This is a genomic window from Streptomyces sp. NPDC014734, assembly GCF_043083325.1.
Classification (GTDB): Bacteria; Actinomycetota; Actinomycetes; order Streptomycetales; family Streptomycetaceae; genus Streptomyces.
In genome coordinates, this window is sequence record NZ_JBIBYN010000028.1 from 80,009 (window position 1) to 102,045 (window position 22,037).

Below are 22,037 nucleotides of genomic sequence, written 5' to 3' on the forward strand. Positions count from 1 at the left end.
TCGGGCGTCGCCCCGCGTCGTCGCCGCTCTCCGAAAGTTGTGTCCGCCATGCCCGTCGCCCCCACCGCCCTGGACCGGCTCGTGAACGCCGCGAGCCTGCCGACTCTGGGCCTCGAACTGCCCCTCGACAACGACTGGGGCGCGACCCGGCTCCGCGCCGACCGGGCCGCGGGCCGCCCCTTCGGTGTCCCGGACCTGACCCGCCATGCCGAACTCGCCCGTCTGGCGGACGAGCTGGGCTTCGCCGGGCTCTGGGTGCGGGACGTCCCCCTCTACGATCCCGAGCAGTTCGGCGACGCCGGTTCCGTCTTCGAGACGTTCACGCACCTCGGGCACCTCGCGGCAGTGACCGAGCGGGCCGTGCTCGGGACCGCGGCCGTCGTCCTGCCGCTGCGGCAGCCGCTGCTGGTCGCCAAGGCCGCTGCCACGGTCGACGTGCTCTCCGGCGGCCGGTTCGTCCTCGGCCTGGCGAGCGGAGACCGGCCCGTCGAGTACCCCCTGTTCGGGGAGGACTTCCAAGGCCGTGGTGCCACGTTCCGCAGGAGTGTGGAGATCCTGCGTGCCGCGTGGGCCCGGCACCCCGATGGTGCGGGCATGGAGCTGCCCGAGCTCGGTCTCGACGCCGAACGTCATCTGGACGTCCTGCCCAAGCCGACGGGCCCGTCCGTACCTCTCGCCATCGCCGGGCACGCCCAGCAGTCGGCCGAGTGGATCTCGCAGAACGCGGACGCGTCCCTCAATTACCCGCGTCCCCTGGGAGCCCTGCGCCTCAGGACACGGGAGTGGCAGGAGCTGACCGCCGGCACGTCCAAGCCGTACCTCACCCCCATGCAACTGGACCTCACCGGGGACCCCTCCACTGCGGCGACCCCGATCCGGCTCGGCCTGCGCACCGGCCACCAGGCTCTGATCGACCACCTGCGGGCGATGGGCGAACTCGGCGTCGCCCACGTCTCCTTCAACCTCCGTCCCGGCAACCGCCCCGTGGAAGAGATGCTCCACGAGCTCGCCGAAACGGTCCTGCCGCACTTCCCCTCCCCCGGCACAGCGGGCGGGACCGATACGCGCGGCATCGTCGCTTCCTGAGGTAGGCAGCGCTCGCCGAAGTGCCGGATGCCGGGCTCCCGCCGGACGCCGACGGCCGCAGAGGTTCCCGAAGAGACGGAGACTCGGAAGAGGCGGAGGCCCGAAGCCGCAGCGGCCCCGGAGAGGCATCATCCCGTCCGGCCCGCAACCCCTGTGCGGCCGCGCCGGGGCGGGCTGTCGGCAAGGTGCGCACTCCGTCGCCCTGCCGAAGAATCGCTTCCGTCCGGCTCCTCATGGAGCCGCCCTGCCCCCGCAAACGTTTCGCCGTGGTGGCAGAGCGCACAACGAAGGGATGCGTCATGACCACTGCCACCACTCCGATGAACCTCACCCGGGCCGCACACGTCGGGATCTCGGTCTCGGACCTGGACGCCTCGATCGCGTTCTACAAGGCTCTCACCGGGCGGGAGCCCGTCGCGGAAGGGACCATGAGCAGTGTGCCGTTCGGCAAATCGCAGGGACTGCCCACCTCAAAGCTGCGGTACGCCACGATCAACCTGGACAACAGCCTGGGCATCGATCTCATCCAGTTCCAGGAGCCGGTCGGTGAGCGCACCAACGGCAAGGCGAACCGCCCGGGCTCCATGCACCTGTGCCTCAAGGTCGACGACTTCGACGCCGTATACCAGCGGATGAAGGATGCCGGCTACGACTTCCTCGGCGACGACTACACATTCATCGCGGGGGAGGTCACCCCGGAGGCAGCCCTCGGCACCAAGGTTGCCTACTTCAACGATCCGGACGGCACGAACCTGGAGATCATCCAGCCCGAGGGCGGCTTCGCCAGCTGACGACCTGGGGAGCAACGGGGGTGGATCGGCGTGCGGCGCCTGGTACGTGCGTGCCGGGCGCCGCACGGCAGACGGCAGTGCGAAGACAGTTCCCGGCGGTCCGGGACCCTTGCCGCCGACACGCCGGCGACGACGGCGGCGACGACGGCGGCGACGACGGCGGCGACGGCGACCCGTCCGGAGTGCCGTCGAAGGGCGGGCCGGGCCGGGCACACAGCAAGATCCTCACCGCGATCGCCATCCTGCTCGTCGGAGCGCTCGGTTTCGCCACCGTCCCGCCGATCCAGAAGCGCGTCCTTCACCAGGCCCACAGGGCGTCCGCCCTGGCCTCCGTCGTCGACATCGGCGCGTTCGGTCTCGGCAACGCGCTCGCCGCGTGGCTGGGCGGCCTCGTCATCGCCCCCGGCCTCGGATGCACCGCCCCGAACTGGGTCGGCGCCCTCCCCGCCGCAGCCGCACCGGCCCTCGTCCTCGGGTCCGCCGCCCTGGAGCGCCGTGCCCTTCCCGTGGCCATGCCGGTCGACGCCGTTCCCACTCCCACCGCCGTCCGCCACTGACCTCCCTCTCCTTCCACACCCTCCTCACCCCAGGAGAAACACCATGAGCGCCACTGCTGTCACCCCGCTGACCTCAGCCGACGCCGAGACTGTGATCGCGGCCGCCCGAGCCGCCGCCGAGGCGGCCGGGGTCCCGGTCAGCGTCACCGTCCTGGACGCGGGCGGGCACCTGCTGGCCTTCCGCCGGGACGACGGGGCGGTGCTGATCTCCGGCGAGACCAGCACCCGCAAGGCCTACACCGCCCTGCAGCTCGACACGCCGACCGCCGACCTCGTCGACCTCGTCAAACCGGGCGGGCCGTTCCACACCCTGCCCACCGCGCTCGACAAGCCGCTGCTGTTCATCGCCGGCGGCACCCCCGTCCACCGCGACGGCCGCCTCATCGGCGCCATCGGCGTCGGCGGCGGCACCCCCGAACAGGACCACTCCTTCGCCACCACCGCACTGGAGGAACTCATCCGGTGACCCGCACCCCGCAGGCGGACTTCGCCGACCACAAGAAGCATCTGGGCACCGGAGACCTCGACCTGATCACCGCGAACCGCACCGGGGGACGCCGGCCCCCATCGGGTCGCCGACGACATCGGCGCCTTCGTCCTCCGCGACGGCCTCACCAGCACCCAGGCCCGTCCGCCACACCCTCGCCCTGAACGGGCCAAGGGCCGTCCCGTAATCCCTGGCGGGTGCGCGACAGCAACTGTCGCACCTCGCCGCATCGTCGGAACACCCGCATACATCCGCTGCGAGGGCTTCCGGCCGCCTCGCGATCGCACGCACCGGACGACGCCGTTTCCGGGCAGACCCTGACGTCAACGGCCGGAGTTCGCCGCGCGGCCCCGTGGTCCGGCAGGAATTCTTTCTTACGGCCGTACACGGCGCTCGTTCGCGTGGACGCAGTTCGCCGGACCGCCCGGCCCGGCGAACTGCCGCGCAGGACCGCAAGCCTTCCGGGGCCCAGGAGGAACGAGGCACAGGCATGGAGACGTCCGTCCGGATCGGCGTGACGATGCCTGCGGTCATGCGCCGCGACCCGGCGCGGAGCTCCGCACGCGACGTCTTCACGGCCGCGGTGCACAACCGGCTCCCGGGGCGGGCCGGGGCCCTGATCGAGGGGTTCGACAACGAGGGCGCGTTCGTCCCGACCGAGTCGCCGCAGGAGTTCGTGACGACGCCGGAGCTCCCCTGCGGGCTGCTGATCACGGTGAAGGTGAAGGCCGGTGAGGCCACCACCGAGGTCGTCGAGGGGACCGCACGCCGCGGAAGTCGGGCGACATGGTCATCGGCGGTGAGAACGCGCGCTTCGCCGACGCACGCCGCCGCGAGCGGGCGCTGCGCGAACGCGGCACGAATCGGACACGGACCGTCACCTACGGCCCCACCATTTCTGGAGAGGTACTCGCCCTATGAAGATCGATCTCAGCGGACGTATCGCCCTGGTCACCGGGTCGACGGCGGGAATCGGCGAAGCAGCCGCGCAGGCGCTCGCTTCCGCCGGGGCCGACGTCGTGGTCAACGGCCGCAACGCCGACCGGGTCGCCGAAACGGCGGAGCGGATCGGCGGACGCGGCATCACAGCCGACGTCGGGACGGCCGAAGGGACGGCCGACCTGATCCGGCAACTGCCCGAGGCCGACATCCTGGTCAACAACACCGGCGTCTTCGAGACCAGGCCCGTGTTCGAAATCCCCGATGCGGACTGGCTTCGCCTCTACGAGGTCAACGTGCTCTCCGGGGTGCGCCTGGCACGCCACTACACGCCACGAATGGCCCGGCGCGGGTGGGGCCGTGTGATCTTCGTCAGCAGCGAGGCCGGCGTTCAGACTCCGACGGACATGGTCCACTACGGAATGACCAAGACGGCGCAGCTCGCCGTGTCCCGCGGTATGGCCCAGGAGGTCGCCGGCACCGGGGTCACGGTGAACTGCGTGCTGCCCGGACCGACGATGAGCGACGGCGTGCTGGCCATGTTCGACGAGCTCTATCCCGGTGTCGACCCCGGTGAGCAGGAGCGGCGCTACCTTGCCGAGAACCGTGCGTCCGCGTCCCTGCTCAAACGCCTGATCCGCCCTCACGAGGTGGCGAGCATGATCACGTACGTGGCGTCGGAACATGCCTCGGCGACCACAGGCAGGGCGCTCGGCGTCGACGGCGGCCTCGTCCCCACGATCATCCCCTGAAACAGGCGTCCGACATCGCGCCGGTATCCGAGCCGTCCGGTGCCTGCTGCCGACGGGAACGGGTGGTTGTGCCGTGAGCGGCTCGCCTTCCTCCTGGGCGAGGGGCTGTGTGTCCCCTTCTCCGGGATGAGCTCCGGCCGGGAGCCCCGGGCGACCCGCGCGGCGCCCCCACGGGATCCGGTGTGCCGTCGTCGGCGCAGGCGGACGGCCAGCGCGTGCGGCTGCCTTCGCCTTGCGGGGCCTCGTGGACCGCAGTGAGGTCGACGGCAGGGAGTGCGTGTGCCCGATGGGCCTGACGCCCGCCTCATGAGGCTGGCCCCCGAGCCCGGATCGACCGGCCCGATGTCCAGACACTTGCATTACCAAGCGTCTGCAATTATTGTTCATACCCGTAAGGCGCTTATGCAACTATCTGCGTCGGACACCTGGCTCCGGCAGGACGCCACCGTGCATCCACTGCCACGGCTCCGCCGGCAGAACCGCCGGCCGCAGAGGCATCCGTTCACTCATGCCTCGCCCCCACGCCGGGGATGCCGTCGCACCCCGGCTCCACTGATCGAAAAGGCACCTCATGTCCCTCAAGGAAATCCTTCCCGGCCGGCTCGGCTTCGGCACTGCCCCGCTCGGCAACATGTTCCGCGCGATCCCCGACGAGGAGGCCCGCGCCACCGTCGAAGCCGCCTGGGACCAGGGGATCCGCTACTACGACACCGCCCCCTTCTACGGATCCGGCCTCTCGGAGTCCCGCCTGGGCGAGGTCCTGTCCACCAAGCCCCGCGACTCCTACGTCCTGTCGACCAAGGTCGGCCGGGTCATCCTCGACGAGTTGGAGGAGGGCGCCCGCGACCTCGGCGAGAAGGGCGGCCTGTTCGAGCACGGCAACCCGAACAAGATGCTCCACGTGTGGACCGCCGAGGCCACCGAGCGCTCCATCGAGGACAGCCTCAAGCGCCTGGGCACCGACCGGCTCGACATCGTCTGGGTCCACGACATCGCCCAGGACTTCCACGGCGATCTGTGGCTCCAGAAGTTCGAGGAGGCCCGCACCGGCGCCTTCCGGGTACTGTCCCGGCTGCGCGACGAGGGCGTCATCAAGGCCTGGGGCCTCGGCGTCAACAAGACCGAACCCATCGAGCTGACCCTCGCCCTCGACGAGCCGCAGCCCGACGGATTCCTCCTCGCCGGCCGCTACACCCTCCTCGACCACGAACACGCCCTGCAGCGGCTCCTGCCCATGGCCCAGGAACAGAACGTCGACATGGTCGTCGGCGGCCCCTACAGCTCCGGCGTCCTCGCCGGCGGCACCCACTTCGAATACCAGCAGGCCCCGCCGCAGATCATCGAGCGCGTCGCGAAGCTCAAGGCCCTCACCGAGAAGCACGGCATCAGCATCAAGGCCGCCGCCCTCCAGTTCTCCCTCGCACACCCGGTTGCCGTCGCCGCCGTCCCCGGGGCCACCCGGCCCAGCCGCATCGCCGAGGACATCGCCGCCCTGAACGAGACCGTCCCGGCCGCTTTCTGGCACGAGCTGCGCACCGCAGGCCTGGTCAGCCCGGCCGCCCCGCTGCCCAACGGCGCCTGATCACACACCCCCGACCCACCACCACAGCACCAGGATCCAGGAGAAAGATCATGGCTTCCACCTCCGTCAGCCGCATAGTGCCCGACTCCCCCGACAAGGTCTGGAACCTCATCGGCGGCTTCGACGCCCTTCCCGACTGGCTCCCCTACATCCCCGAGAGCACCCCGCTCGAAGGCGGCCGCGTCCGCCGCCTGAAGAACACGAACGGCGAGGTCATCATCGAGCGCCTCGTGGACTTCAACGAAACCGAGCGCCACTACAGCTACGCCATCCTCCAGGCCCCGTACCCGGTCAACGGCTACGTCTCCACCATCCGGGTCCACGCCGTTCCCGGCCGCGACGACGTCGCCGAGGTCCAGTGGTCCGGCCGCTTCAACCCCCACAACGCCACCGACGACGAAGTCACCGACCTCTTCACCGGCATCTACCGCGACGGCCTCGACGCCCTCCACAAGACCCTCACCGCCTGACACCGGGCCGTCCCTCACCAGGCCCCACCGCACAGCCCGGGTACGCACCCCGCATACCCGGGCTACGGTGCTTCCTTCTCGTGCGTCACGCACTACGGCACGTCATGCACCGGACCGCTCACCGATCCGGCCTCGGCCACGACCGGCTGTCCTTCACCGGCACCCTCCGCATGACTCGCCGCCATGTCACCGACCAAGCGGCCGCTGATGGACGTGTTCGCCTGCGCCCGGGCCCCAGGGATCGAACTGCGGCTGGACGCCACCGAGATCCAGGTCCGCAGGCCGCCGGCCAACGGCGGCGGTCCAGATGCGTCCAGATGCGTCCAGATGCGTCCAGGGAACGATGCCCGCGCACCCGGCCTGCCACCCCCGTACCGGGCACGGGGATGCCGCCGGTCCGGAGCCGATCGGGTGAACCCCCATGGGCAACCAGCGCCCCGACAAGCCCCTCCGTTCGCGGGGCGGGCCGGGTTGGGGGAGGCTCGGGAAGGCAGAGTGGGCGGGTGGTGATGCGTCGGGCTTCCGGTCGCCGTCAGCCGGGCCCGACGAACCGGAGGTCGTCCATGTCGGCATCGCCGAACTCCAAGGTCCATCTGGTCGGCGGGGGCATCGCCTCGCTCGCCGCGGCCGCGTTCCTGGTGCGCGATGCGGGGGTGCCCGGGGAGAACATCCGCATCCTCGAACAGTTGCCGATCGCGGGCGGGTCGATGGACGGCGCGCCCGCTCCCACGCCGGAGGGCGGCTACGTCACGCGCGGCGGCCGGATGTTCGAGGAGGAGCACTACGTCTGCCTCTGGAACCTGCTGGAGTCAATCCCGACCCTGGACGACCCGGCGGTTTCGGTCCGGCAGGAGTTCCTGGCGTTCAACATCGAGCACCCCACCCATGCCAAGGCCCGGATCATCAATGGCGACCGCTCGATCGCGGACGCCTCGCAACTGGGCCTGGACACCCGCGACCGGGCCGACATGACCCGGCTCCTGGCGCTGCCCGAGCGGATCATCGGGGCCCGGCGCATCGACGACTTCTTCCAGCCTCACTTCTTCACGACCAACTTCTGGTGCATGTGGCGGACCACCTTCGCCTTCCAGACCTGGCACTCGGCGATCGAGCTGAAGCGCTACTTCCTCGCGTTCGTCCAGGAGTTCGACCGCATTCACACGTTGTCCGGGGTGCGGCGGAGCAAGTACAACCAGTACGACTCGGTGATCCGGCCGATCCAGGAATGGCTCACCGCGCAGGGCGTACGGACCGAGTTCGGGGTGACCGTCGACGACGTGGAATTCTCCGACCCGGACGCGCGCCGGGTCTCGCGTCTGCATCTGCGGCGGGCGGCCCCCGGTAGCGAAACCGGCAAGGGGCACGGTCCAGGTTCCGATTCGGGTTCGGGTTCCGATTCAGGTTCGGGTTCGGGTTCGGGTTCGGGTTCGGGTTCGGGTTCGGGTTCAGGTTCGGGTTCGGGTTCGGGTTCCGTCACGGTCGAACTCGGCGCCGACGACTACGTCTTCCTGACGATCGGCTCGATGACCGCGGACACCGCCTACGGCGACAGCGCCACCGTCCCGGAGCTGATCCGTGACAAGCGGGACGGCTCCTGGCGCCTGTGGGAGTCCATCGCCAGGAAGGCCCCGGACTTCGGCCGCCCGACGGCCTTCTGCGGCAACATCGACGAGACCAAGTGGGAGTCGTTCACCCTGACCATGAACGGCCGCACCCTGCTGGACCGCATCCAGGAGTACACCGGCAACGTGCCGGGCGAGGGCGCGCTGATGACGTGGAAGGACTCGCGCTGGCTGCTGTCGATCGTGGTACCGGCCCAGCCCCACTTCCGGGACCAGCCGAACGACGTCTACACACTCTGGGGATACGCCCTGTTCGGCGATGTTCCCGGGGACCATGTACCGAAGAAGATGGACGACTGCACGGGCGCGGAGATCCTCGACGAACTGCTCGGGCACCTGGGCTTCGACGACATCGCCGACGACGTACGGGCGACCAGCAAGATCACCACCGTCCAGATGCCCTACATCGACGCCCAGTTCCAGCGGCGGGTGGTGGCCGACCGGCCGCTGGTCGTACCGGACGGCGCGGAGAACTTCGCCTTTCTCGGCCAGTTCGTGGAGATCCCGGAGGACGTGGTGTTCACGGTCGAGTACTCGGTGCGGTCGGCCATGACGGCCGTGTACCACCACTTCGGCGTGGAGAAGAAGATCCCGCCGATGTACCACGGCCTCGCCGACCCCCGGATCGCCTGGTCGGCCCTCCGCACCGCCTTCTCCTGACCCCCGCCCGACCGCCTTCTCCCGGCCCTCGCCCGTTCCCCGGACCGGGTTCCGCTCGTGGGCGACGCGGACCGGGTTCCGCTCGTGGGGGTGCGGACCGGGTCCGCTCGTGAGGGTGCGGACCGGCGGTCGGCGGATCATCCCCGGACCGGCCTGACCCGCCGTACCCGATTCCGGCTCCGTGGCGCCCGGTCGCGCAGGACGAGCAGAGTCCAGCCGCGGCCGGTGGGGTCGAGCGGCCCGGTCGCGGCGGTGAACAGTTCGGCGGCACGGCGGTAGGAGAGCCTGCCGCGACCGGTCACCGGGCAGCGGTCGGCAACCGGTGTGCCGGTGTGAACCCGTCGGCAGGTGACGAACACCGGCCCCGAGGTGCGTCCGGCCAGCAGCATCGGGAGCAGGCGTGCCGTGCCCGGCCCCCAGCCGAGAGGGGCTCCCGCGCCCGCCCTGGCGCATCGACCGAGCAGGTCGAGATGGCCGATGTCGAGGGCGAGCACCCGTTCGACGGAGGCACCCGACTCGTGAAGGAGATGCCACAGGGTCAACTCCCTGAGCGGGGCACGCAGCGCGAGCGCGGCACGGGCCCGGTCCCGGTCGGTGGCGGATTCCCTCACGGTCGTCACGGCGGGAGGCGCGGGGACATCGGTCGTCGGCCCGCCGGAGGAGGCCGTTTCCGGGACGGGGCCCGCTGTCGGCAACGCCAGTCCGGCGGCCGGGTCCGCGCTGATCCAGCCTCGGGCCCGCCACCACGCGATCGCGGCTCGGAGGCAGGCGAGTTCGCGGACCAGTGTGCGCGGCTGCGCGACGTCGGCACGGTCGGCAAGACCCCGTCGCAACCGCTGTGCGGCCTGCGGGTCGTCGAGCCGGGCCAGCGGAACGACCGGCGGGAGGGCACCCCTGCGCTCGCGGCCGGTCGGAGCACGGCGCTCGACCAGTGGCCAGGCCCACCCGTGCAACGAGATGCGATAGACCCGGCTGGAGGAGCTGCCCAACCCCGCCGCGGCAAGGTAGCGGTCGACTGCGGCGCCGTACTCCACCGGCGCCGGGCAGGACGTTCCCGAACCATCGATCCGCTGCTGAATCATGCCACTCGCTTCCGCAGTAAATTATCCCTCGGGAGAGAATTCATTTTCTCGCAAGACACCCTACCACCAGGCATGTTGCAGTAAATTTCAGCTATTTACTGCGGCAATTGATCCAGAAGTAAAATTGCCAGAAAGAAACTCAACTTTCTTTCCTGAAACTGTTGTGGAACACGGGTCGGAAGCGGCACATTGCGGAGCTATGAAACATCGCATTCCCGCTCCCTCCGGAGCGGTTGCCCGAACGGCCGCACACCGTCTGCGTGTACTGCGGCACTCCCGGTTCCGCCGGTTCCTCGTCGGTCAGAGCACGTCGCTGCTCGGCTCCGGCATGAGCACGATCGGCACGACCTTCGCCGTACTGGAACTGCCCAACGGCGGAGCCGACTCCGTCGGTCTGGTCATGGCGGTACGCATCCTGGCGATCCTGGCCGTGCTACTGCTCGGTGGTGTGCTCACCGACCGGCTCGGGGCCCGGACGGTGATGCTGACGGCGGATCTGCTCCGGTTCGCCGCCCAGGCAGTCCTGGCCGTGCTCCTGGTCACCCACAGCGCACGGCTCTGGGAAGTCGTCGTGCTGGCAGTGGTTCTCGGTGTCGGTGAGGGCGGCTTCAGTCCGGGCCTGACGGCCCTGGTGCCCGGCCTGGTGCCCGAGGAGGAACTCTCCGACGCCAACTCACTGTTGCAGACGGTCCAGGCCATGACCTCGGTCGCGGGTCCCGGTCTGGCCGGTGTGCTCGTCGCCGTCTTCGACGCGGGCACGGTGATCGCGGTCGACGCGGTCAGTTACGGCGTGAGCGTCGTGGCCCTGGCCGGACTGCGCCTGTCGCAACCGTCCGTGCCGCGCAGCGGGCTGTTCAGCGATCTGGGGCACGGCTGGAAGGAGTTCACCTCCCGCACGTGGCTGTGGATCGCGACGCTCCACATCAGCCTGTTCAACTTCGTGCTGTGGGCGCCGTTTCTGGTGCTGGGACCGACCATCGCCCAGCAGCGGCTCGGCGGCGCGCGTTCCTGGGGTCTCGTACTTGCCCTGTACGGCGCCGGCTCGGTCGTCGGCGGCCTGGCACTGCTCGGCAGGAAGCCCGGGCGCGCACTCCTGTGGTCCATGGCCACGTCCGCGGCCTGGGCCCTTCCGGCGGCCGCGCTGTCCGCGCGGCTCCCCTCGGCCGGCGTGGCGGCGGCGGCGTTCGTCGCAGGGGTCGGGGCGGCGGCGTGCAGCAGTCTGTTCGCCACCCTCGTCCAGCGTGAGGTCCCCACCGAGGTCCGCGGGCGCATCAGCGCGTTCGACAGTCTGGGCGCCTTCGCGCTGGGGCCGCTCGGGCTCGCACTCGCCGGGCCGGTGTCGGGCGTCGTGGGAGCCGACCGGCTCCTGGCATTCGGTGCGACATGGCAGGTGGTCTCAGCCTGTGCGGTGCTGGCACTGCCTTCCGTGCGGCGACACAGGGCAACGCCGTCGCCGGACTGAACGCGGCCGTCGCGGGGCCGGAGGCCACCGGTGCACTTCGGCGGTCGCACCGTCGCCGTGGGGGTGCGGGGTGAACCGGGGCGCGGCACCGGCCTACGGGAGGGGAATCCGCGACGACCGCGCCCGGGACGGCGAAACGCCCGCGGCGTGCGCCCCGGAACCCCGGCCCGGGGCGGCGGAAACACCCGCGGCGTGCGCCCCGGAACCCGGGCCCGGAACGGGATGTCGCGCACGACCCGGTGTCACGTCTCCAGGCCGCGCAGCACCACCGCGAGCCCGCCGAGGAATTCCCGGTCGGCACCGACGCTCCGGGCACACTCGGCGGTCTCGGTCATGTACGGGAAGCCGGACGGCGGCAGTTCGGTGAGGGCGATCGTGCCGTCGCCGGACAGCGGGCCGAGGTGTTCGAGCTGGATCGCCCCGTTGACGTAACTCACCAGACAGCGCAGTGCGATGACCCGCCGTTCGCCGCCGTACCCGGCCTCGGCGAGGATACCGAGCACGGTTTCCGACCAGCGCAGCACTCCGGGAGAACGGTGCCGGTGGGCGATCGTCAGGGTGAGGACCGCCGGGTGTGCGGCCACGGCGTCGCGCAGGCGCACCACCATGGTCGTGATCCGCTCGGTCCACGGCGCGTCGGACGTCGGCGGCTCGGTGTCGACGGCACCGAGCACGAGCTCGACGACGAGCCCTTCGAGTTCGTCGCGGTCGCGCACGTACCGGTAGAGCGCCATGGTGCTGACGCCGAGCTCGTGGGCGACCGCACGCATCGACAGTGCGGCGATGCCCTCGCGGTCGATGACGGCGAGGGCGGCGGAGGCCAACCGGTCGGGGGTGAGTGAACGGGGGCGCGGCATCACGATTGACAGCGTACGGCATACGCCTAAGCTCGTAGGTGTACACCGTATGCTCATGAGAGGGGCCGTATATGCGCGCATCTCGTAGGCCGTTGGAGCCGGGCTCCGACATCGTCGGACGCCACCTCACCCCCGTTTCCGGTCCCCCGGTAGCGGTCCCGGATCCCGACCGGCTGGTCCACCTCCAGTTCCGCCGGTTCGCCGGCTGCCCGGTCTGCAACCTGCACCTGCGATCGGTGGTGCGGCGCCACGAGGAGATCGAGGCCGCCGGTATTCGCGAGGTCGTGGTGTTCCACTCCCCCGTCGAGGAACTGCTGCCGCACACCGCCGGTCTTCCGTTCGCGGTTGTCGCGGACCCCGGCAGGCGGTTGTACGCGGAGTTCGGCGTGGAGGTGTCCAGGCGCGCCCTGCTGGACCCGCGCGCCTGGGGACCGATCGTCCGGGCGGTCCTGCGGGGCTGCCTGGAGGTGCTCCGGGGCCGCGAGCACGGACCGGTGGCCCGGCCGAACGGCGGCCGGCTCGGTCTCCCCGCGGATTTCCTCATCGCGAGCGACGGCCGGATCGTCGCGGCGAAGCACGGCGAGCACGTCTACGACCAGTGGTCGGTCGACGAGTTGCTCACACTGGCGTCCGACGCGGCCACGATCGGCCCGCACACCCTGTGAGGAGGCCGCCGCGGCCCGGACCTGCCGCGGTGGGATCGCCCGACGGCCTGCACCCCGTTCACACGCCCCGGCCCGCGCACCCCGTCCACCCGGCTCGTCCACCCGCCCCGTCCACCCGCCCCGTTCACACGTCTCGGTCACACGCGCCGTTCACGCGCGCCGTTCACGCGCGCCCCGGTTCGGACGGTCGGACGGTGGTGAACCGGTCGCCCGGCCCGCCCCGCAGCCGACCGGCCGGAAGTCTCCGCCCGAACGCGACGAGCAGCAGGTCCTGGGCGGCCCCGTACACAGGGGTGCCGTTGCCGAAGGACCAGTCCAGGTCATCGGCGCACAGCCGTACCCCGCCGAGGTCCGCCCCGAAGAACCTGACGCCGCGGGGACGGACCTCGTCGAGCAGGATCCGCAGCCGGTCCTCCGGGACGCGCCGGTCGATGCCGAGGGCTACGGTGATGTCCAGTCCGTGCACCACGTCGTGGCCGAGCGCCGCCGGGAGCCCGCCGACCGGCGGCTTCCAGGGGTGGTGCGCGTTGTCCCGCAGGAACGCGGCGAGTCGGGCGGTCGGGTGGGCGGCAGCGTCACGGCGGGCGACCCGGTCGGTCATCCGGTCGAGGCCGCCCCGCGCCTTCGCGAGTTCGGTGAGCGTCGCCGCCAGGGAGTACCGGAACCCGGTCGACATATGAGCCGCGACCTCGCGCACCCGCCATCCCTCGCAGAGGCTCGGTTCGTCCCACTGGTCGGCCCGCAGGCCGTCGAGCAGGTCCGCCAACTCCCGGCGCTCCGACGCGATCACGGCCCCGAGATCGATCCCGTTCCTGGTGCTCCGACTCTTTTTCCCCATGTATCCCAGCGTGTGCGCGGCCGATTCATAAGTCCAATAGACAGTCATGCTGTGATCTAGAATCGTTGGTTATGGAACTTCGGCAGCTCCGGTACTTCGTCGCCGTCGTCGAGGAGGGCGGTTTCACCCGTGCCGCCGCGCGGTTGCATCTCGCCCAGCCCGGCCTGAGCGCCCAGATACGCCAACTGGAGCGGGAGTTGGGGCAACCGTTGCTCGACCGCGTCGGCCGGACGGTGACACCGACGGAGGCGGGACGAGCCGTGCTGCCGTACGCGCGGGCCGCCCTCGCCTCGGTGGAGGGGATACGGGAAGCGGTGGACGAGATCACCGGGCTGCTGCGCGGCCGGGTCACCATCGGGCTCGTCTCCGGCGCCATCGGCCACGCCTTCGACGTGGCATCCGTCCTCGCCGACTTCCATGACGCGCACCCCGGGATGGAGATGGCTCTCACCGAGGACACCTCGGTGCGGATGCAGGACGCGCTCCTGTCCGGTGAACTCGACATCGCCGTCCTCGGACGGACCGAGGACGGGCCCTCGCCCGGCCTCACCTTCCAGACGGTGATCGACGACCCACTGGTCGCCGCCGTCGCTCCTGGAGATCCACTGCTCGCCCACGCCGAACACAACGAACACAACGAACGCGGCAAACATGCCGATGACACCGACGACACCGGCGACACCGGCGACACCGAAAGCGTCGGCGTCGGCGTCGGCGTTCCGCTGGCCGAGCTGCGCGAGCGGCCACTGATCTGTCTGCCGCGCGGCACCGGGGTGCGCACCGTGCTCGAACGCGCCTGCGCGCAGGCGGGGTTCCGGCCCCGTATCGCCTTCGAGGCGACCGCCCCGTACGTTCTCGCGCGGCTCGCCGCCCGAGGACTCGGCGTCGCCGTGCTGCCGGCCGGTGAGGAGCCGGTCCCCGACGGGCCGCTGCGCACACTTCGGATCATCCGGCCCGGGCTGCGCGGCCGGGTAGCTCTGGCCTGGCGGTCCACCGGGCCCGCGAGCCCGGCGGCCCGCACGCTCCTCGCCCGGCTGCGCGAGGTGCTGCCGGACCTGCCGGAGGGGTGAGCGGGGCGGGCGGGCGGACGACACCGTCACCCCGTGCCGCGGCCGGGACGGTTCACCGGCGCGGCTTCGGTGCGGTCGCGGCCTGAAGGGTTCGGCGGATCCGGGTTCGGTGCGGTCGCGGCCGGAAAGGTCGGCGCGGCCCGAAGGTCAGTCCGGGGCAGAACCGCGTCGCCGTACCAGGGGCAGGTACACCTCGTCGACGATCTCGACGAGAACGTCGTCCGGTGCCGTGGGCATCCCGCGTACGACGAATTCGTTGCGCAGCAGGACGACGGCCACGGTCGCCACTCGTGGATGGAGTGCTTCGGGGGACGCCTCGCCGCGTGCGACCGCGCGTCCCAGAACGGTCAGCCAGGGCGCTGCCGTCGCGTCGCCGGACTGTTCCTGCAACTGCGCCCGGAGCTCCGACGTGCCACCGGCCGCGGAGAGCAGTTCGCGCAGGATCGCCCCCAGCGGGGAGCTCCAGTGCCGGTTCGCCTGGCGCAGGAACTCCAGGGCGTCGCCGCGCAGACTGCCGGTGTCGGGCGGCTGGACCGTCGTGGCCAACTGCCGGTAGGCGGCGATACCGAGCGCGAGACGGTTCGGCCACCGGCGGTAGATGGCGTTCTTGTTGGTCCCGGCGCGGGTGGCGACCTTGTCCATGGTCAATCCGGCGTACCCGGACTCGGTGAGCTCGTCCACCGCGGCGCCCAGGATCGCCTCCTCCAGAACGGCCCCGCGTCGCCGCGTCTGCCCGGCACCCGCCCGGCCCGTCGGTTCCCCTGCCATGGCACCTCTCCTCCAAACGGCACCGCTCGTACCTTCGCCATTGTGATTGCCATCCCTGAACCCCGACAAATAAGGTACGTTGCGTACCGTAAATTTCCCCAGGGGAGGATGCGTCACATGCGTGCCAGAGGAATCAGCTACGACACCGGATTCGTCCGGGACGGAGCGAACTCCCGCCGGGTCTTCGACCCGGCGGTGGTCGAGCGTGAACTTCGGGTCATCCGGGATGAGTTGCACTGCAACGCGGTCCGCGTGATGGGCGGCGACCCGGAGCGGCTGGAACGCGCGGCGTCGTACGCCGCCGATCTCGGGCTGGAGGTCTGGTTCTCGCCCTACCCCCTCGAACTGACGGAGGACGAGATGCTGCCGCTGCTCGCCGACTGCGCCGATCGCGCGGAGCGGCTCCGTCGGCGGGGCGCCGAGGTCGTGTTCGTCGCCGGTGCCGAGATGAGCTTGATGAACAAGGGGTTCCTGCCCGGCGACAGCACCGACGACCGCATCGCGCTGCTGAGCGATCCGCAGCGGGTGCGCGAGCACATCGGTGAGGTCGGCAGCCGCGTCAACGCGTTCCTCGGCAGGGCCGCGGCGCTCGTCCGCGAGCGTTTCAACGGCCCAGTCACCTACGCCTCCGTGCCGCTGGAACGCGTCGACTGGTCCCTCTTCGACATCGTGTCCCTGGACCTCTACCGGTCGGCCGAGACCGCCGACCGCTTCGCGGCGGCCGTCCACGATCTCACCGCCGGGCAGAAGCCGGTCGCGATCACCGAGTTCGGCTCGGCCGGATACCGCGGCGCGGGGGACCGAGGCGCTCACGGGCTGGAGATCGTCGAGTACGACGAGAACGGTCCCGTCCGGCTGAACGGCGTGTACGCCCGCGACGAAGCCGGTCAGGCCGCCTGTCTGGTCGAGCTGCTGGAGGCGTTCGACGCGGGCGGAATCGACAGCACGTTCGTATTCACCTTCGCCCTCCACGACCATGTCCACCGCCCGGACGGCGACCCGCGCGACGACCTGGACCTGGCAAGTTACGGCATCGTCAAGGTGCTGGACGGTCGGCTCGGCACCACCCACCCCGGGATGCCGTGGGAGCCCAAGGCCGCGTTCGCCGCCGTCGCCGACTTCCACCGGAAGCACTGAGGCGGGAAGCACCGAGGGGGGAAGCGCCGAGGGGGGAAGCACCGAGGGGTGAAGCGGAGGGCGAGCCGGACTCCGGCACGGTGGAGGCGTGGCGAGACCGCGGGAGATCGTCGCAGTGGCGCGCTCGTCACGCGCCCGCCGGGGATGACGGGATCGAGCCCGAGCCGTGCATCACCTCGACCTGCGCATCCCCCGCCGCCATGGCGCGGGCCTCCGGCCCGTCCGGGCGGTACGGATTGCCGAGAAAGGAGGGAAGCGGTCCGCTCCTCCTCAGAGCCTGTCGGGTGACCTTCGGCCGGAAAGCGGACGGGGCATGGTGCGTGCGCTTCCAAGGCGCCGGGACGGCCCGGTAGCGGAGCCACTCGGTCATGTCGGCAACACCGGAAGCGTGCGTGCCAGGACGTGGCCACCCGGCCAGAGGTCACCCGACAGGCTCTCAGCGCGCCGGAAGGAGGCCGGGGTTCGGACGTGCCGGGTCCATTCCCTCGACCGCCTTGACCAGGGGAGCCAGTTCGGGGTTCCTGGCGGCTTCGTCGAGCGCCTCCCTGAGGGCGGTGTCATTGGTCGGCCGGGCCTCCTTCAGGAGTTCCAGGCCCGCGTCGCTGACATCCGTGTAGATACCGCGGCGGTCGGTCGGACACAGATAGCGGGAGAGCAGGCCACGATCCTCCAGCCGGGAGACCAGGCGGGTGGTGGCACTCTGGCTGAGCACCACCGCCTCGGCGACCTCCCTCATCTGCAGGTGCCCGCCCTCGCCGTCGTGCTGGCGGCTGAGCACATCGAGCAGTGAGTACTCCCGCACACTCAGGCCGTGCCCGGACTGCAGGGCGCGCTCGATGTGCGCCTCGATCCTGCCGTACAGGAGGTAGAGGGCTGCCCATCCATTGGCGAGGGCGGTCGGCGCGAGGTCCGTGGCGGTCATGGGTCCGGGTCTCCTTCTGGATGCGACTGGGATCCAGGATAAGACCTTCTTGGGAATATCGGCGAGAGCCTACATAAGGCTTATACAAGCACCCCTGGAATCCGGACGGTACGGACCTGGAGATCATCCAGCCCGAGGGCAACTTCACCGACCAGGCACCCGGCCACCCTGTCGCGCCGTCGCGCTGCCGTCCTGCCGCCCTGCCGCCCCGCCCTGCTGTCGCCCTGCCGTCCCGCCCCGCTGTCGCCCTGCCGTCCCGCCATCCAGCCCCCTTCGCCCGGACAGACCTCGGCGGCACGGGCCGGAGACCCCGACCATCACCGCAATCCAACCCCCAGAAGAAATGCCCGCCCTTGCATTCATAAGGCGTCTGCAATTATTGTTGATGCCTGTAAGGCGCAATCGCAATCACATGGAAGGCGGCGCCATGCCTCTCGCTCTCATCGCCCTGGCCATCGGGGCCTTCGGCATCGGCACCACCGAGTTCGTGGTCATGGGTCTGCTGCCGCAGATCGCCGGGGACTACGGCGTGTCCATTCCCGGCGCCGGCCTGCTGGTCACCGGTTACGCGCTCGGCGTCGTCGTCGGCGCACCGCTGATGACCGTGCTCGGCACCAGGATCAGCCGCAGGACGATGCTCATGCTGCTGATGGGCCTGTTCGTGGTCGGCAACCTGCTCTCGGCTCTCGCGCCGAACTTCCCGGTGATGCTCACCGGCCGGATCGTGACCTCACTGGCCCACGGCGCCTTCTTCGGCATCGGCTCGGTGGTCGCCGCCGATCTGGTCGCCCCGCACAAGAAGGCCGGCGCCATCGCCACCATGTTCACCGGATTGACCATCGCCAACATCGTCGGTGTACCGGCCGGCACCTTCATAGGTCAGGCCGTCGGCTGGCGGATCACCTTCGGAATCGTCGCGGCGCTCGGCGTCGTGGGCCTGCTGGGCATCGCCGGGCTGGTCCCTGCCATGCCGCGCCCGGAGAGCACCCACCTGGGCCGCGAACTGGCAGCGTTCCGCAACCCGCAGGTACTGCTCGCCATGGCGATGACCGTGCTCGGTTTCGGGGGTGTCTTCGCCGCGATCACCTACATCGCACCGATGATGACTCGTGTGGCGGGCTACTCGGACGGTGCGGTCACCTGGCTGCTGGTGCTGTTCGGCGTCGGCATGTTCCTCGGCAACCTCCTCGGCGGCAAGTTCGCCGACCGCAAGCTGATGCCGATGCTGTACACCACCCTCGGCGGCCTCGCCATCGTGCTGGCGCTGTTCACCCTGACGGCGCACAACCGGATCACCGCCGCCGTCACGATCCTGCTGGTGGGCGCACTCGGCTTCGCCACCGTCCCGCCACTGCAGAAGCGGGTGCTGGACCAGGCCCACGGCGCCCCCACACTGGCCTCGGCCGTGAACATCGGGGCATTCAACCTCGGCAACGCCCTCGCGGCCTGGCTCGGCGGCATGGTCATCGCCGCCGGCCTCGGCTACACCGCCCCGAACTGGGTCGGCGCGGTTCTCGCCGCCGCGGCCCTGCTCCTCGCCTTCTGGTCCGCCGCCCTGGAACGCCGCACCACCGCGCGGAAGACCGCGGTCGACGCCCTCGCGGCCGCCCCCGCCCCTGTCCACCGCCGGCCCCTCTCGCCCTCTGTCAGAAGAAGCACCACCATGAGCACCACCGCCCTCGCCCCGCCCACTCCGCCGACGCCGAGACCCTGATCACCGCCGCCGAGGCCGCCGGAATCCCGGTCGGTGTCACGGACCTGGACGCGGGCGGCCACCTGCCCGCCTTCCGCCGCGACGACCGGGCAGTCCTGATCTCCGGCGAGACCAGTACCCGCCAGGCGTACACCGGCCCTGCGGCTCGACGCGCCGACCGCTGATCCCACCGACCCCGCTGACCCCACCGACCTCACCGACCTCACCGACCTCACCGACCTCACCGACCTCACCGACCTCACCGACTGAAAGAGAGCCGACACCATGACCGTCATCCCCACCGTGAAGCTGAACAACGGCGTCGAGATCCCCCGGCTCGGCTTCGGGGTCTTCCAGGTCCCCGACGACGAGACCACCACCGCCGTCACCGAGGCCCTGAAGGCCGGCTACCGCAGCATCGACACCGCCGCGATCTACGGCAACGAGAGCGGTGTCGGCCGTGCCCTCGCCGCCTCCGGGCTGCCCCGCGAGGAACTGTTCGTCACCACCAAACTGTGGAACGCCGATCAGGGCTACGACGCCACCCTGCGCGCCTTCGACGCCAGCCTCGACAAGCTGGGCCTGGACCACCTCGACCTCTACCTGATCCACTGGCCCACCCCCGCCCGCGACCTCTACCCGGATTCCTGGCGCGCCATCGAGCGCCTCGCCGCCGAGGGTCGGATCCGCGCCGCAGGCGTCTCGAACTTCCAGCCCGCCCATCTCACCCGCCTGATGGAGAACAGCACGCTCGTCCCGGCGGTCAACCAGATCGAACTGCACCCCGGACTTCAGCAGGCCGAGCTGCGCGCCTTCCACGCCCGGCACGGCATCATCACCGAGGCCTGGAGCCCTCTCGCCCAGGGCGCGGTCCTGAGCGACCCCGCCGTCACCGCCATCGCCGAGCGCACCGGCAAGTCGCCCGCCCAGGTGGTGCTGCGCTGGCACCTCCAGCTCGGCAACGTCGTCATCCCCAAGTCGGTCACCCCGGCCCGCATCCGCCAGAACCTCGATGTGTTCGACTTCGAACTCACCGACGAGGACATGGACGCGATCGCCGCCACCGACCGTGGTCTGCGCACCGGCCCCCACCCGGACCAGTTCAACTGAACCGCACGTCCGAGTCGGTGCACCCGTCACCAGCGATACGGCCCGTCCCGTACACCGCGCCGCCCCGTTCCGGACAGACCGCCCGGAACGGGGCGGCGCCCCCGCTCGGGAAGGGCCCACCATAGTGACCCACCCGCACTCCCCCCGCCCGGTCCCCGCACCCAGCCAGGGCCCCGTTTCGCGGTCAACGGCCACGTCTCCACCCTCCGGCTCCACGCGGTCCCCGGCCGGGACGACATCGCCGGGGACCGATGGCCCGGCCGCTTCGACCGCGACGGTGCCACCGACGACGAAGTCGTCCAACTCTTCCCCGGCATCCGCCGCGACGGCCTCGCCGCCCTTCACAAGGCCCCCGCGACCCGATCCCCTGCGGTGGAACCTCTTTCTACGCTCCTGCCCGGGCCACGAGCAGCGGCTGGAAGAAGCCGGTCTCCCGAGGCGTCCGCCATCCGGGGTCGACGAAACCGGCCTCGGCAGCGAGGCCGGACAACCGGTCCCGGCCGACCGCCCAGTAGGTGGTCCGGCGGACCTGGACACGCCATTCCCTGCCCGCCGGAAGGAGCTGAAAGTGCTCCAGGTCGTAGTGCTCGCCGTCGTCATGCCAGTGCCAGAGCTGGAAGGTGACGGTTCGTTCCTCGCCGTCGGCACGGTCGGCGACCCGGTGGACCTGCGGGGGCGTCGAGACAGGGCGCTCGCGCAGCAGGTCGTCGTAGGGACGTGTACTGACCAGCAACAGGCCGGCAGGACGCAGCACACGACGCATCTCGGCCAGGGCGGCGTGCACATCCCGCTCGGTCAACAGATGAGGCAGCGAGTTGTCGGCACAGACGACGACGTCGAAAGAGCCATCAGGAAAGGGAAGGCGTCGCATGTCGGCGCCGGCCGTCCACAGGCTCAGGCTCCGGCGGTCGGCCTCACGGGCGGCGCGCGCGGCGGCACGGTGGCTGATGTCGGTCCCGGTGACACGGTGCCCGCGCAGTGCCAAACCGATGGCCTGCGTGCCGATGCCGCAGGAACAGTCGAGCACCGCCGCACGATCCTTGCCGATCAGGGCGTCCAGGGCGTCGCCCTGGCGACGGATGCTCGCGTCCCAGTCCGGGTAGATCAGGTGGTAGTCGTCGGCGAGTTCGTCGTAGAAGCGGGCCACCGATGTCTCGGGCATGGCTGGCATGGCTGGCATGTCCCAAGGCTATCGTCCATGAACTACCGCCCCCCGGGGCTGAGTTCGACGCCCCGGTCGCGGAGGGCCCGTCCATGGGTTCCGGACGGGCCCCGTGTCATGCTCCCGGCGTCGGACGCCGCGCTGTTCGCGCCGCCGCCGTCGCGGTCACCGCCCCGTGCCGCAAGGGCAATCGGCGCCGTGACCGACGGACCTCGCCGGGACGGAACGCCTAAAGGGTGTTGCAGAAGGCCGTGATCTGGGCATCTCCGTTGTATGGATGGGGTGTTGAGGGCTGAACGTGTGTGGGTGGAGTCGTTCACGGGGC

General features: G+C 70.6%; 20 protein-coding genes and 2 pseudogenes. 16 read left to right on the forward strand and 6 right to left on the reverse strand.

The window, feature by feature from the left end; translation table 11 throughout:
• The first annotated feature begins 48 nt into the window (after nt 1-48).
• The 10 genes and pseudogenes from ACF1CT_RS32475 to ACF1CT_RS32520 all read left to right on the forward strand — a co-directional run bounded on the left by ACF1CT_RS32475 (nt 49) and on the right by ACF1CT_RS32520 (nt 8,946).
• On the forward strand, nt 49-1,086 hold the full coding sequence (locus ACF1CT_RS32475; RefSeq protein ID WP_391787586.1) for a TIGR03571 family LLM class oxidoreductase: 1,038 nt from the start codon (nt 49-51) through the stop codon (nt 1,084-1,086).
• 299 nt (nt 1,087-1,385) lie between these two features.
• Complete coding sequence (locus ACF1CT_RS32480; protein WP_391787587.1) at nt 1,386-1,877, forward strand: VOC family protein; 492 nt, start codon at nt 1,386-1,388, stop codon at nt 1,875-1,877.
• A gap of 209 nt (nt 1,878-2,086) precedes the next feature.
• Nucleotides 2,087-2,434 (forward strand): annotated as a pseudogene (locus tag ACF1CT_RS32485) (MFS transporter); the annotation flags it as partial.
• A 43-nt stretch (nt 2,435-2,477) separates the two neighbouring features.
• The gene (locus ACF1CT_RS32490) at nt 2,478-2,900 is read left to right on the forward strand and encodes a heme-binding protein (protein WP_391787588.1); all 423 of its coding nucleotides are present in this window, start codon (nt 2,478-2,480) and stop codon (nt 2,898-2,900) included.
• An 807-nt stretch (nt 2,901-3,707) separates the two neighbouring features.
• Nucleotides 3,708-3,842 carry a hypothetical protein gene (locus ACF1CT_RS32495; RefSeq protein ID WP_391787589.1) on the forward strand — a complete coding sequence of 45 codons (135 nt, stop codon included), beginning with the start codon at nt 3,708-3,710 and terminating at the stop codon, nt 3,840-3,842.
• Nucleotides 3,839-4,612, forward strand: a complete 774-nt coding sequence (locus ACF1CT_RS32500; protein WP_391787590.1) for an SDR family NAD(P)-dependent oxidoreductase — start codon at nt 3,839-3,841, stop codon at nt 4,610-4,612. Before ACF1CT_RS32495 ends, ACF1CT_RS32500 begins: the two co-directional genes overlap by 4 nt.
• A gap of 571 nt (nt 4,613-5,183) precedes the next feature.
• The gene (locus ACF1CT_RS32505) at nt 5,184-6,194 is read left to right on the forward strand and encodes an aldo/keto reductase (RefSeq protein ID WP_391787591.1); all 1,011 of its coding nucleotides are present in this window, start codon (nt 5,184-5,186) and stop codon (nt 6,192-6,194) included.
• Nucleotides 6,195-6,244: 50 nt separating this feature from the next.
• The gene (locus ACF1CT_RS32510) at nt 6,245-6,664 is read left to right on the forward strand and encodes an SRPBCC family protein (RefSeq protein WP_391787592.1); all 420 of its coding nucleotides are present in this window, start codon (nt 6,245-6,247) and stop codon (nt 6,662-6,664) included.
• Nucleotides 6,665-6,862: 198 nt separating this feature from the next.
• Nucleotides 6,863-6,967, forward strand: a pseudogene (locus ACF1CT_RS32515) (IS5/IS1182 family transposase); the annotation flags it as partial.
• Nucleotides 6,968-7,227: 260 nt separating this feature from the next.
• Nucleotides 7,228-8,946, forward strand: coding sequence for an oleate hydratase (locus ACF1CT_RS32520; protein ID WP_391787593.1), 1,719 nt, complete (start codon nt 7,228-7,230; stop codon nt 8,944-8,946).
• Nucleotides 8,947-9,083: 137 nt separating this feature from the next.
• Here the strand turns inward: ACF1CT_RS32520 and ACF1CT_RS32525 are convergent, their stop codons facing one another.
• Nucleotides 9,084-10,028: a hypothetical protein gene (locus ACF1CT_RS32525; protein WP_391787594.1), complete on the reverse strand. Its 945-nt coding sequence runs from the start codon at nt 10,026-10,028 to the stop codon at nt 9,084-9,086.
• A gap of 199 nt (nt 10,029-10,227) precedes the next feature.
• Here ACF1CT_RS32525 and ACF1CT_RS32530 point away from each other — a divergent pair, with 199 nt between their 5' ends.
• A complete protein-coding gene (locus ACF1CT_RS32530; RefSeq protein ID WP_391787595.1) occupies nt 10,228-11,490 on the forward strand; it encodes an MFS transporter in 1,263 nt (420 codons plus the stop codon).
• 242 nt (nt 11,491-11,732) lie between these two features.
• Here ACF1CT_RS32530 and ACF1CT_RS32535 read toward each other — a convergent pair whose 3' ends face one another.
• Complete coding sequence (locus ACF1CT_RS32535) at nt 11,733-12,347, reverse strand: TetR/AcrR family transcriptional regulator (RefSeq protein WP_391787608.1); 615 nt, start codon at nt 12,345-12,347, stop codon at nt 11,733-11,735.
• Nucleotides 12,348-12,418: 71 nt separating this feature from the next.
• On the opposite strand from ACF1CT_RS32535, the gene ACF1CT_RS32540 reads away from it, so the two are divergent.
• Nucleotides 12,419-13,012, forward strand: coding sequence for a peroxiredoxin-like family protein (locus ACF1CT_RS32540; protein WP_391787596.1), 594 nt, complete (start codon nt 12,419-12,421; stop codon nt 13,010-13,012).
• A gap of 163 nt (nt 13,013-13,175) precedes the next feature.
• Here the strand turns inward: ACF1CT_RS32540 and ACF1CT_RS32545 are convergent, their stop codons facing one another.
• Nucleotides 13,176-13,850 carry a maleylpyruvate isomerase family mycothiol-dependent enzyme gene (locus tag ACF1CT_RS32545; RefSeq protein ID WP_391787597.1) on the reverse strand — a complete coding sequence of 225 codons (675 nt, stop codon included), beginning with the start codon at nt 13,848-13,850 and terminating at the stop codon, nt 13,176-13,178.
• Between the two features lie 71 nt (nt 13,851-13,921).
• On the opposite strand from ACF1CT_RS32545, the gene ACF1CT_RS32550 reads away from it, so the two are divergent.
• Nucleotides 13,922-14,920 (forward strand): LysR family transcriptional regulator, encoded by a 999-nt coding sequence (locus ACF1CT_RS32550; RefSeq protein WP_391787598.1) that lies wholly within the window; start codon nt 13,922-13,924, stop codon nt 14,918-14,920.
• Nucleotides 14,921-15,067: 147 nt separating this feature from the next.
• Here the strand turns inward: ACF1CT_RS32550 and ACF1CT_RS32555 are convergent, their stop codons facing one another.
• Nucleotides 15,068-15,688, reverse strand: coding sequence for a TetR/AcrR family transcriptional regulator (locus ACF1CT_RS32555; RefSeq protein WP_391787599.1), 621 nt, complete (start codon nt 15,686-15,688; stop codon nt 15,068-15,070).
• A gap of 117 nt (nt 15,689-15,805) precedes the next feature.
• On the opposite strand from ACF1CT_RS32555, the gene ACF1CT_RS32560 reads away from it, so the two are divergent.
• Entirely contained in the window at nt 15,806-16,825 is a 1,020-nt protein-coding gene (locus tag ACF1CT_RS32560; RefSeq protein WP_391787600.1) for a hypothetical protein, read from the forward strand.
• A gap of 436 nt (nt 16,826-17,261) precedes the next feature.
• On the opposite strand, the gene ACF1CT_RS32565 is transcribed toward ACF1CT_RS32560, so the two are convergent.
• Nucleotides 17,262-17,747 (reverse strand): MarR family winged helix-turn-helix transcriptional regulator, encoded by a 486-nt coding sequence (locus ACF1CT_RS32565; RefSeq protein ID WP_391787601.1) that lies wholly within the window; start codon nt 17,745-17,747, stop codon nt 17,262-17,264.
• Between the two features lie 427 nt (nt 17,748-18,174).
• Between ACF1CT_RS32565 and ACF1CT_RS32570 the strand changes: the two genes are divergently transcribed.
• Nucleotides 18,175-19,461, forward strand: coding sequence for an MFS transporter (locus tag ACF1CT_RS32570; protein WP_391787602.1), 1,287 nt, complete (start codon nt 18,175-18,177; stop codon nt 19,459-19,461).
• A gap of 264 nt (nt 19,462-19,725) precedes the next feature.
• Nucleotides 19,726-20,550, forward strand: coding sequence for an aldo/keto reductase (locus ACF1CT_RS32575; protein WP_391787603.1), 825 nt, complete (start codon nt 19,726-19,728; stop codon nt 20,548-20,550).
• A gap of 385 nt (nt 20,551-20,935) precedes the next feature.
• Here the strand turns inward: ACF1CT_RS32575 and ACF1CT_RS32580 are convergent, their stop codons facing one another.
• A complete protein-coding gene (locus tag ACF1CT_RS32580) occupies nt 20,936-21,712 on the reverse strand; it encodes a class I SAM-dependent methyltransferase (protein WP_391787609.1) in 777 nt (258 codons plus the stop codon).
• Nucleotides 21,713-22,037: the final 325 nt, after the last annotated feature.